The 11,707-nt window shown below is 65.7% G+C and carries 9 protein-coding genes; 2 read left to right on the forward strand and 7 right to left on the reverse strand.

The window, feature by feature from the left end; all coding sequences use genetic code 11:
* Positions 1 to 47: 47 nt before the first annotated feature.
* Positions 48 to 1,253 (reverse strand): amino acid ABC transporter permease, encoded by a 1,206-nt coding sequence (locus HL666_RS18915; protein WP_172108767.1) that lies wholly within the window; start codon positions 1,251 to 1,253, stop codon positions 48 to 50.
* 28 nt (positions 1,254 to 1,281) lie between these two features.
* A complete protein-coding gene (locus HL666_RS18920) occupies positions 1,282 to 2,298 on the reverse strand; it encodes an amino acid ABC transporter substrate-binding protein (protein ID WP_172182939.1) in 1,017 nt (338 codons plus the stop codon).
* Positions 2,299 to 2,613: 315 nt separating this feature from the next.
* On the opposite strand from HL666_RS18920, the gene metC reads away from it, so the two are divergent.
* Positions 2,614 to 3,807, forward strand: coding sequence for a cystathionine beta-lyase (gene metC, locus HL666_RS18925; RefSeq protein ID WP_172183258.1), 1,194 nt, complete (start codon positions 2,614 to 2,616; stop codon positions 3,805 to 3,807).
* 121 nt (positions 3,808 to 3,928) lie between these two features.
* A complete protein-coding gene (locus HL666_RS18930; protein ID WP_172182941.1) occupies positions 3,929 to 5,623 on the forward strand; it encodes a Na/Pi cotransporter family protein in 1,695 nt (564 codons plus the stop codon).
* A gap of 201 nt (positions 5,624 to 5,824) precedes the next feature.
* Here HL666_RS18930 and HL666_RS18935 read toward each other — a convergent pair whose 3' ends face one another.
* From HL666_RS18935 to pbpC, 5 genes are all read right to left on the reverse strand, one after another.
* Complete coding sequence (locus HL666_RS18935) at positions 5,825 to 6,163, reverse strand: lipid-A-disaccharide synthase N-terminal domain-containing protein (RefSeq protein ID WP_172109779.1); 339 nt, start codon at positions 6,161 to 6,163, stop codon at positions 5,825 to 5,827.
* Positions 6,163 to 6,900, reverse strand: a complete 738-nt coding sequence (locus HL666_RS18940) for a glycosyltransferase family 2 protein (protein ID WP_172108761.1) — start codon at positions 6,898 to 6,900, stop codon at positions 6,163 to 6,165. Before HL666_RS18940 ends, HL666_RS18935 begins: the two co-directional genes overlap by 1 nt.
* 93 nt (positions 6,901 to 6,993) lie before the next feature.
* Positions 6,994 to 7,782: a phosphatase PAP2 family protein gene (locus HL666_RS18945; protein WP_172108759.1), complete on the reverse strand. Its 789-nt coding sequence runs from the start codon at positions 7,780 to 7,782 to the stop codon at positions 6,994 to 6,996.
* Positions 7,783 to 9,525, reverse strand: coding sequence for an ArnT family glycosyltransferase (locus HL666_RS18950; RefSeq protein ID WP_172108757.1), 1,743 nt, complete (start codon positions 9,523 to 9,525; stop codon positions 7,783 to 7,785).
* Between the two features lie 51 nt (positions 9,526 to 9,576).
* Complete coding sequence (gene pbpC / locus HL666_RS18955) at positions 9,577 to 11,697, reverse strand: penicillin-binding protein 1C (protein WP_512699048.1); 2,121 nt, start codon at positions 11,695 to 11,697, stop codon at positions 9,577 to 9,579.
* Positions 11,698 to 11,707: the final 10 nt, after the last annotated feature.

The following is an 11,707-nucleotide window of genomic DNA, read 5'->3' on the forward strand; positions in this document are numbered from 1 at the left end:
CGTCATGCGCCAAATCTTCGTGCGCCAAATCGTCATGCGCCAAGCGTTCATGCACCAAGCCTCTTGCCGAGCCGCCAGCTGTAGAAGCTCATCATCGCGCTCGTGATGAGCGACAGCGCCAGATAGACACCCATGGTGATGCCGATGATCTCGATGGCCTGTCCGGTCTGGCTCATGGTCGTGCCGGCGAACACCGAGACGAGGTCGGGATAGCCGATCGCGACCGCGAGCGACGAGTTCTTGGTCAGGTTCAGATACTGGTTGGTCAGCGGCGGTAGGATGACGCGCAGCGCCTGCGGCACGACGATCAGGCGCAGCACGGTGCCGCGGCTCAGCCCAAGCGAAAGCCCCGCTTCCATCTGTCCCTTGTGGACCGATAGAATGCCGGCGCGCACGACCTCGGCGATGAACGAGGCCGTGTACATGGTGAGCGCCAATGTCAGCGCGACGAGCTCGGGAATGATCCGGGAGCCGCCGGCGAAGTTGAAGCCCTTGAGCGCCGGCACTTCGAACGCGATGGGCGCGCCGAACACCACGATCGCAACGACCGGCAATCCGACCAAGAGCCCCACCACATAGGGCCAGATCCGCATCGCGTGGCCGCGCACGAACAGCTCGTGCCGCGCATAGTAGTGCAGACCAATGGAGCCGACGATCGCGACACCGAGCGCGATCAGGAACGGCATCAGGCCGGGCTCCTCGACCGGGCGCGGAACGATGAAGCCGCGATTGTTGAGGAAGAAGGTCGAGAACAGCGAGATGCTCTGGCGCGGTCCGGGCAGCGCCGCCAGCACCGCAAGGTACCAGAACAGGATCTGGAACAGCAGCGGCAGGTTGCGGATCAACTCGACATAGGCGCCGGAGACACGCGACAGCAGCGCGTTCGGCGACAGGCGGCCCAGCGCCACCAGGAAGCCGAGGATGGTCGCCAGCACGATGCCGATGACCGAGACCAGCAGCGTGTTCAGGACGCCGACGATCAGCACGCGGCTATAGGTGTCGGACCCGGAATAGCTGATCAGAGTCTGGTTGACGTCGAAACCGGCCGTGTTGTTGAGGAACCCGAAGCCCGACGTGATGCGCTGGGCTGCGAGGTTGCTGCGTGCGTTGGCGACGATCTCATAACCAACCCACACCAGGACTGCGACGAACAGGATCTGCAGGATGATGCCGTTCCATCCTGCCTTGCCTCCGAGCATGCGCTTCAGACGAAGCCCATATTGCGGAGGCGGTAGCCTCGCTTCGATACTCATTCGCCGCAGCCCCGATATCGTGCAGGTCTTAGCGGATCGGCGGTGCGTATTGCAGGCCGCCCTTGTTCCAGAGCTGGTTCAGACCGCGCGCGATCTGCAGCTTGGAGCCGGCGCCGACGTTGCGATCATACATCTCGCCGTAGTTGCCGACCGCCTTGACGATCCGCGAGAACCAGTCCTTGGTGAGGCCGAGCTGCTCGCCGAGATTGCCGTCGGTGCCGAAGGCGCGCTTGAACTCGGGCTTGTCGGACTTGGCCATCTCGTCGGCGTTCGCCTGGGTGACGCCGAGCTCCTCGGCCGTGATCAGCCCGAACAGCGTCCACTTGACGATATCGAACCACTGGTCGTCGCCGTGGCGGACCATCGGACCCAGCGGCTCCTTCGAGATCACCTCGGGCAGCACGACGTGATCGGCCGGATTGGAGAGCTTCAGGCGCTCGGCGTACAGACCCGAGACGTCGGTGGTGAACACGTCGCAGCGGCCGGACTCATAGGCCTTCACGGTCTCGTCGGCGCCGGCGAACGCGATCACCTCGTACTTCATCTTGTTGGCCTTGAAGTAGTCGGCGAGGTTCTGCTCGGTCGTGGTGCCGGTCTGCACGCAGACCGAGGCGCTGTTGAGCTCGAGCGCCGAATTGACCTTGAGGGCCTTCTTCACCATGAAGCCCTGGCCGTCATAGTAGGTCACGCCGGCGAAATTGGCGCCCAGCGAGGTGTCGCGCGAAAGGGTCCAGGTGGTGTTGCGCGACAGCACGTCGACTTCACCCGACTGCAGCGCGGTAAAGCGGTCCTTGGCGGAGAGCGGAACGAACTTGACCTTGGTCGGATCGTTGAAGATCGCAGCGGCGATGGCGCGGCAGACGTCGACGTCGAGCCCGGTCCAGTTGCCCTTGTCGTCGGGCGACGAGAAGCCCGGGAGGCCCTGGCTGACGCCGCAGGCGAGCATGCCGCGATCCTTGACGGTCTTCAGCGTTTCGGCCTGAGCGCCGACGCTCGCCAGCACCGGGGCGAGAGCAAGAGTGAGAGCCAGAGTGACGCATTTCATAATACAGCCTTTCGCAAGTCGTCCTTGGGGAGCGATGAAATCTCAGCGCGTGGATGGGCCGACCTGAATCCGCGTCTGCAAACGCCGTACCAACAATATGGCGTTCGCCATGCACAACGAAGCCGTGCATGCTTGATCGAGCGGAAATCGCGGCAAGCCCCTCAACGTGCAGCGATCGAATTGCGCCGGCATCACAGAACGACTGGCGGTCCGGGTCAAGGGGTTGACGGCCCTCTTCTGCATTCTGTTATTAACCACCGCAGTCCGGCCCGATTTCAGCTATCCTTGCAGACCGAAAAGAGAAAAGACACGCGAATGGCATCATCGAACGACCCCGCTGCGGCGGTGCGACAAAACGTCGAGACACGGCTGGTGACGGCGGGACGGGACACGAAGGCGCAGCACGGTTTCGTGAATCCTCCGGTCGTTCATGGCTCGACCGTTCTGTATCCGACCGCAGAGGACCTGCACGCGCACCGCGGCGAATTCCAATATGGCCGTCACGGCACGCCGACGACGAAGGCGCTGCAGCAGGTGCTGATGGCGCTGGAGGGGCCGCAATGCGCCGGCGTCGGCATCGCGCCGTCGGGCCTGGGAGCCATTTCAACGACCCTGTTGTCGGTGCTCAAGGCCGGCGACCATGTGCTCGTCTGCGACAGCATCTACCGCCCGACCCGCAATTTCTCCAACGGCATGCTGGCGCGCTACGGCGTCGAGACGACTTATTTCGACCCATTGATCGGCACAGGAATTGAGCAACTGCTCAAACCGAATACACGCGCGGTGGTTGTCGAGGCGCCCGGCTCGCAGTCGTTCGAAATGCCGGACATCCCGGCCATTGCGGCGGTCGCACACGCTCATGGCGCGCTCGTCATCGACGACAACACCTGGGCCACGCCGCTGTACCACCGCTCGCTCGACCAGGGCGTCGACATCAGCATGCAGGCGGCCACCAAATACATCGGCGGCCACTCCGACATCATGTTCGGTACGATTTCGGCCAATGCGAAGGCTTGGCCTCTGATCTCCGAGGGCATCCGCCTGCTCGGTGTCTGCGCCGGCCCGGACGACGTGTTCCTCGCGTTGCGCGGCGTGCGGACGCTCGGGGTGCGCCTGGCCCAGCATCACCGGTCCGGCCTCGAGATGGCACGCTGGCTCGCCGCACGCCCCGAAGTGATCACGGTGCTGCACCCGGCGCTTGAGAGCCATCCCGGGCACGCGATCTGGAAGCGCGACTTCACCGGCGCCTCCGGCCTGTTCAGCATCGTGTTGCAACCGAAGCCGCAGGTGGCCGTTGATGCCATGCTCGATTCGCTGACCCTGTTCGGCATGGGCTACTCCTGGGGCGGCTTCGAGAGCCTGGCAATCCCGTTCGACTGCGCCAGCTACCGCACCGCGACGACCTGGTCCCCCGGTGGTCCGACGCTGCGGCTGCACATCGGCCTTGAGAATACCGACGACCTCAAGGCCGATCTCGATCGCGGCTTTGCCGCGTTCAACGCGGCCTGACCATACCGCCTGCAGGACAGAGCGCCGCCGGATCGAGCAACCGTGGCCGACAAATTGGCGTTGATCCCCCACCAATTGGGCGTAGCCTTCGCCTGAACACACGTGGGAATGAACGCGAATCATGGTTCTGCTCGATCTGATGGGCGGCGTAGCGCTGCTGCTGTGGGGCCTGCACATGGTCCACAGCGGCATCCTGCGCGCCTTTGGCCCGGATCTGCGGCTGCTGCTGTCACGTGCGCTACGAAACCGGTTCACCGCGCTCGCCGCCGGGCTCGGCCTCACCGCGCTGCTCCAGAGCAGCACGGCGACCGCGCTGATCACCACGTCCTTCGCAGCGGAAGGTCTGGTCGGGCTGGTCCCGGCGCTGGCCATCATGCTCGGCGCCAATATCGGCACCACGCTGATCGTCCAGGTGCTGTCCTTCAACGTGGCGGCGGTCGCACCGATCCTGTTCGTACTCGGGCTGGTGGCGTTCCGCAGCGGACCCAGGTCACGAATCAAGGACATCGGCCGGGTATCGATCGGCCTCGGCCTGATGCTGCTCTCGCTCCACATCCTGATCGACACGCTGGCGCCGGCCGAGGAAGCGCCGGCCATGCGCGTGTTCATGCAGGCCATCACCGCCGACGCGACGCTGTGCATCATCTTCGGTGCGGTCGTGACCTGGATCGTGCATTCGAGCGTCGCCAGCGTGCTGCTGGTCATGTCGCTGGCCTATGCGCATTTCATCACGGCCGATGCGGCGCTGGCGCTGGTGCTCGGCGCCAATCTCGGCAGCGCGGTCAATCCCGTGTTCGAGGGGGCGCGCCGAGACAATCCCGCGAGCTATCGTCTGCCCGTCGGCAATCTCCTCAACCGCATCATCGGCGTGGCGCTGATTGCGCCTTTCCTGCATCCGCTGGCCGCACAACTGCAGCTCTGGCAGCCGGATCTGTCGAAGCTGACCGCACAGTTTCACATGGCCTTCAACCTCGGGACGGCGGTGGTCTTCATCGGCCTGCTCGGCGGCATGGAGAAGCTGCTCGTCAGACTGTTTCCGGACCGTCCGGCGGAAATCGATCCGGCCAAGCCGCGCTATCTCGACGAGACCGCGCTGGAAACCCCGTCGCTGGCGCTCGCCGATGCGGCGCGCGAGGCGTTGCGCATGGGCGACCTGGTCGAGACCATGTTGCGCAACGTGATGACCGCGATGATGACCAATGATCGCGGCCTCGTCGATCAGGTCTCGCGTACGGACAACATCGTCGATCGGCTCGATGAGGCGATCAAGCTCTACATCACCAAGCTGACCCGCGGCAGCCTGGACGAGCGCGAGGGCAAGCGCGCGATGGAGATCATCTCCTTCGCGATCAACCTCGAGCACATCGGCGACATCATCGACAAGAACCTCAGCGAGCTCGCGACCAAGAAGATCAAGCGCCGATTCCAGTTCTCGATCGAAGGCGCCGAGGAGTTGCAGGCGTTCCACCGCCAGATCATGGAATCGCTGCGCATCGCCTTCGGCATCTTCATGTCGGGCGATGCCCAGCCGGCCCATCGACTGCTCGACCAGAAGGCCGAGCTCCGCAACGCCGAGCTCGCCGCCACCGAGCGGCATCTGGAGCGCCTGCGCGAGGGCCGCTCGGAAACGCTGGAGACCACCTCATTGCATCTCGACGTGCTGCGCGATCTCCGGCGCATCCACTCGCACATCTGCTCGGTCGCTTATCCGGTGCTGGATGCGGCCGGCGAGCTCGCAAGCCGCCGCGGCGAAACGACCGACAGCGTTCCAACCGTCGCCGTGCCCGCCTCGTCCGCGCAGCCGCTGCCGCGCTGAGCGTCCCGCCATCGGCATCTGCTATCTTCCCGTCATTCCGGGGCAATGGTCGAAGGGTATACGCAACGCGGCTGCGATTCGGCGATTGAACCCGGAATCTGCTTGTCGTTGAAAACTGACGCAAGCCGATCTCGAGATTCCGGGTTCAAGGCCTGCGGCCTTGCCCCGGAATGACGTAGTGGCGCGAGGCCCCCGCCCCGCTCAATTGCTCAGCGTCTGCGATTCCCGCTGGCGGTTCTTGAAGATCAGCATCACGTTGCGGACGTAGATGATGTTCGACAGCAGCTGGCCGAAGATGATCACCGGCTCGCGCTTCACGAGGCCGTAGATCAGCGTCATCAACCCGCCACCGATCGAGAAGAACCAGAACGCGAGCGGCACGACGCTCTTGCCCGCGCGCTCGCTCGCGATCCACTGCACCAGGAAGCGCGCCGCAAAGGCGAGCTGCGCGGCGAGGCCGAACACCAGCCAGAAATCGAACTTGGCGATGAAGATGTCGTAGAGATAGTTGCTGAAAGCCTGCCCGAATTGAATCAGCATCATGTCACCTCGATCGCGACCGGCGTCGGCTTCTTGCGGCGGATCAGCCACCACACGCCGGCGAGATCCATGATCCCGATCCACAGCCGGTCGAAGAAGCCGTAGTTCGATACGCCCGAATGCCGGGGACGATCGATCACGTCGATATAGGCGATGTCATAGCCCTCGCGCCGCACCAAAGCCGGCAAAAAGCGGTGCAGACCATCGAAATACGGCATCATCAGGAACACGTCGCGGCGAACCGCCTTGAGGCCGCAGCCGGTGTCCCGGGTGCCGTCCTTAAGCACCGCGTTGCGAATCTTGTTGGCGATCCGCGACTGCAGCTTCTTGAAGCCGGTGTCCTTGCGGCCGACGCGCTGGCCGGCGACGAGACCGACGCGCGCGCCGCCCTTTTCCAGGGCCGCGATCAGCTCGGGAAGAAAGGCCGGATTGTTCTGTCCGTCGCCATCGAGCGTCGCAACCATGCCGCCATGTGCGGCGCGGATGCCGCTGCGGACCGCAGCCGATTGCCCCGACGACTTCTCATGGCGCAGGACGCGCAAGTTCGGCCGGCGTGCCATCTCCTCGGACAGCCGCTGCGCGGTGTCGTCGGTCGACCCGTCATTGACGTAGATGATCTCGTACGGCCACAGACCGTCGAGCGCAGCCGCGATCTCGGTGATCAGAGGCGTGATGTTGCCGGCCTCGTTGCGCACGGGAACGACGATGGAGACGGCAACGGGGGTTTCGGTCGACAAAATGGGACTCGTGATGGCTTGATCGGACCGGTTCCTGCCCCGGGCGCTGCGGCGGAGGCTTATTATGGGGCTTGGAGCCGGCTATCAACCCCCTTAGCGCGGTACGATTTGGCCGTCCTTGGCCAGGCGAAAACCGAGCCGCCGGGCTGCGAACCAGTAGCGGACCAGCATGGCGCAGGCGAGGCCCACCACGGCGCCGGCGACGACGTCACTCGGATGGTGGGCCAGCAGAACGAGCCGGCTGAAGGCGATCACGACGGCATAGATGAACATGGGAACACGCAATCGCGGCCAGACGGCAGCCATGGCAAAGGCGAGCGCGAAAGCCGTCACTGCATGCGCGGAGGGCATGCTGAAATAGGCAGGCGTGCCGTTGAACGGATCGAAGTTGAAGGCGTTCGCCTTGCCGCCGACGAACGGCCGGCCGCGGCCGATGATGTATTTCAGCGCTTGGGCTGATAGCACCGAGGTCAGCACCGCGAAGAAGAAGAACTGAACATGCGTCGCGAAATTCAGCAGGCGGCTGCGCGTGGCCTCGGGCCACAGCGGCGCGACCAGGATCGTGACGACGACGCCAATCGCCAGCAGGCCCAGCACGTATTCATCCTGGCCGAACTCGGTGACGATTCGCCACGGCCACAGGCTGGGCGTGCCGCGCGGGGGCATCAGCCCGATCTCGTAGGCATCGAAAGTGACCATCAGCACCAGGATGGTCCCGATGCCGATGGCACCGACCAGTATCAGCTCACGCCACAGGCGCCGCCGGCTCGATGCATCCGGCGCGGTCTGTGGTCGCCGCAGCAACCGCCCCAACGAGAATTTCCCGACCAGCGCGAGCTGAGAAAGATAGCCGGACGAGGACGATGGGGTCTCGGCCGACATCTACTCGGTCCCTTCCGACCGGTAGATCGCGATCGAGACCGGACGGCCCTGCGAGATGTTGTAGCCGTCGATGCGCTTGGCGACGTTGTAGCGCAACCCGATGGCTTCGGCGCGCTGCACGAAGGCGCGTTCGGTGCGCTGCTCGATCAGGGCAAAACGGCAGGTGCCCTGGCTCAGGAAGTCGGCGGCGCCGGAGCCGTCCGTCAGTTGCGTCGACGTTCCCGTCATGAAGACGAGGCTCGGTTCGTGAAACCCTGCAGCGGCCGCCTTGGGCCCGACGCAGACGACGTTGCGCAAGGCGCGCGCAATCTCGGCGCTGGGAAACAGCGGCGTCAGTGCCGGCAGCACCACGCCGTAGACCACGAACGCCAGGAACATTGCCGCCACGCCGGCATTCAGCAGGGAGCGCTCGGCGCGGCCGTCGTCATAGAGCCACCACGCGAACAGGCCGAAGATCAGTGATGCAGCCACGAATGGCCATGCCAGGAACACCGGCTGATGCGTCACGATGATGGCGCCGATCACCGCGACCACCGAGGTGATGGCCGGAATTGCGAACCACCAGGCGGCGCCGCGCCGCAGCCAGGAGCGTGACAGCACGCGCCGCTCCAGCGCGCCCGCGGTGAGGATGGCGATCGCCGGATACAGCGGCAGCACGTAGTGCGGCAGTTTGGTAAGCACGGCCTCGAATACGACCCACGACGGCAGTAGCCAGGCCAGCAGGAACTGCGCGCCCGGCTCGCGCCGCGCCCGCCACACCGCAGGCGCGGCCATCGCGGCCAGTGGCGCGCCGGGCCAGAAGGTGATGAACAAGAGGAGCAGATAAAGGCCGGGCGGCGCGCCGTGCGACTCCTGTGCACCGATCTTGCTCAGCATGTCGCCGCCGACGGAGTCCGCAAAGAAGGTATCGCCGGCGCGCAGGAAGATCAGCACGAACCAGGGCAGCACCAGCACGAGCATCCACATCAGCCCCCAGACTGGCCGTAGACGCCACAGCCACGCCGCGCCGCGATCCATGATCGCGAGCGCAACGATCGTGAGGCCCGCGAACATCAGGATCAGCGGGCCCTTGATCAGGATGCCGCCTGCCAGCGCCGTCCAGAAGATCGCCGGCGGGCCCCACGGCGGATGCTCCGGATCCTCGCCCCGCTGCCAGGACAGATAGACGCGCGCCAGCGCGCCCATCGCGGCCACGACGGTGAACAGCAGCATGGCGTCGGTCTTGGCGAGCCGCGCCTCGACGCCGAGCAGCACCGAGCAACACATCAGGAGCGCCGCGAATACGGCGCCGCGCCGCGTGACGAAGGCGAGCGCGGTCCAATAGGTCAGCAGCACCGCGCCGATGGCGCCGATCAGCGAGGGAATGCGATAGACCCAGATGCGCAGCTGCGCACGCGGCAGCCCGATCGCGGACGCGGTCTCAACGACAGCCGATTGCAACCAGTAGATGCCGACCGGCTTCTTGTAGCGCACGTCGTCCTGGAAGCGGATGTCGACATAGTCGCCGCTCTCGACCATCTGCTTGGTCGCCTGCGCGAAGCGCGCCTCGTCGCGATCGATCGGCGGAATCGTGAAGAAGCCGGGCAGAAACAGCAGCAAGCCGCAGACGAGCAGGAACGCAACCGCCCTGGCATGGCTCACGGTGACGGCATCGATCATCCGCACCAGCCGATTGCCCGGATTCACCAGGTTCTTCGGCTCGCGCGGCTCTCCAAAACGGGGGCGGGCATAGGTCTCGACCATGGGGTTCCGAATACGCTGAAACCGCCATGCCGACAACCGCTTAGCGAACGGTCACTGGATTCTGACCACAACTGTGTCCGCAGCGCCCGTGGCGTCGATGACGGTGAGGCGGGCAAAGCCCGGCCCAGGCGGGTCGATCAGCCGCTGGCGCCGGCTGTCGATCTCGCCGACCGGCAGGCCGTTCACCAGCATCGTCAGCGGCAGCACGCCGCCCGAGACCTTCACAGGCATCACGGACGCTTCGGGCCCTGCGGAACGGTCGACGTCAATGCGCGAGCCGTTCAGCGGGAACTGGATGTGCGGCGCCTGCTCCGCGCCCGTGCGCACGAGTTCGCCGACCGGCCGGAACCGGCGCAGCGGCAGCGGCAACTTGGAATTGCTGGCGACCAGTGCGCCCTTGGGCGGCTTCGGCAGCGCCGCCGGCAGCTTGCCCGAGCGCGCGAACGCGTCGAACAGGATCGGCGCCGCCGCCACGCGGCCGATCAGGCCGGGCACCGGCGCGCCGTCGGGACGGCCGACCCAGACGCCGATGGTGACGCGCCCGTCGAAGCCGACCGACCAGGCGTCGCGATAGCCGTAGCTGGTGCCGGTCTTGAAGGCGATGCGGTTGCGCGCGGCGTTCTCCGGCGGCGGCGTCCCCAGCAGCACATTGCCGACCTGCCAGGCGGCTGCCGGATCCATCAGCCGCATCGGCTCACGCGCATCGCCCTTCTCGTCGGCGGTCATGATCTCGCGCAGTGGCCGGGTGGTGCCGAGCCGCGGGAAGCCGGCATAGAGCTGCGCGAGATCCTGGAGGGTCACGCCGACGCCGCCAAGGCCCATCGCGAGGCCCGGAGCTTCGTCCTTCGGTAGCACCAGATTGCCGCCCGCCTGCTTCAGCCGCGACGACAACCGGCTGGCGCCGACACGGTCGAGCAACACGATGGCCGGCACGTTCAGGGACAGTTGCAGCGCCTTGCGCACCGGCACCGTGCCCTGGAACGTCATGTCGAAATTCTCCGGCGCGTAGGAGCCGAAGCGCACCGGGCGGTCCTCGATCAGGCTCTCCGGATGCACGAAGCCGTCCTCGAAGGCGAGGCCGTAGATGAACGGCTTCAAGGTCGAGCCCGGCGAGCGCACCGCGCGGGTCATGTCGACCTGCCCTGCCCGCTTCTCGTCGAAATAATCCGCCGAACCCACATGCGCGAGCACGTCGCCGCTGTCATTGTCGATGACGATCATGCCGACCGAGACGCTCGGTCCCAATGCGATGGCGCGGTCGCGCGCCAGCGGCTCCAGCACCTTCTGCAAGGAGGCATCCAGCGTCAGCCGGATGATCGGCTGGTCCTTCACGATGGCCGTGGCCTGGTCGGCGGCATGCGGCGCCAGGATCGGCATGGGTTTGCGGAACGCCGGCACGGCTTGCGCCTTCGCCTGGGCGGCCTCCTCGGCCGAGATCACGTTCTCCGAGACCATGCGGTCGAGCACGCGGTCGCGGCCGCGACGCGCGGCCTCCGGGTGCCGATCGAGCCGTCGCGTCTCCGGCGACTGCGGCAGCGCCACCAGCAGCGCGGCCTCGGCGAGCGACAGGCGCTTCGGCTCCTTGCCGAAATAGGCGATGGACGCCGCACGGATGCCCTCGAGATTGCCTCCGTAAGGCGCGAGCGTCAGATAAAGATCGAGGATCTCGTCCTTGCCAAGCTTTTGCTCGAGCTCGAGCGCGCGCACGATCTGCCTGAGCTTGGCATGCAGCGAGCGCTGCCGCCTCGGCTCCAGCAGCCGCGCGAGTTGCATCGTGATGGTCGAACCACCGGAGACGATATGGCCATGCGAGCCGAGCTGGATCGCAGCGCGGGCCAGCGCGCGCGGGTCGACGCCGTGATGGTCGAAGAAGCGCTGATCCTCATAGGCAAACAGTAGCTTCAGATAGGTCGGATCGACGTCCTTCTTCGCGCTGACCGGCAGCCGCCACCGCCCATCCGCCATCGCATAGGCGCGCAGCAGCTTGCCGTGGCGATCGACGACCGTGGTGGAGACGGCTCTTGCCTCGCGCAGCGGCAGCGGGCCTAGGGAGATGGTGTAGACGGTGAGGGCCGTCGTTATGACCAAGATCAGCAGGAGCGCAAGTGCCACCAGACGTTTTGCGACGCGCCCTCCCCTCTCGTCATGCCCGGGCTTGACCCGGGCATCCACGCCGTCCTCG

Source organism: Bradyrhizobium aeschynomenes (assembly GCF_013178945.1).
Taxonomy (GTDB): Bacteria; Pseudomonadota; Alphaproteobacteria; order Rhizobiales; family Xanthobacteraceae; genus Bradyrhizobium; species Bradyrhizobium aeschynomenes.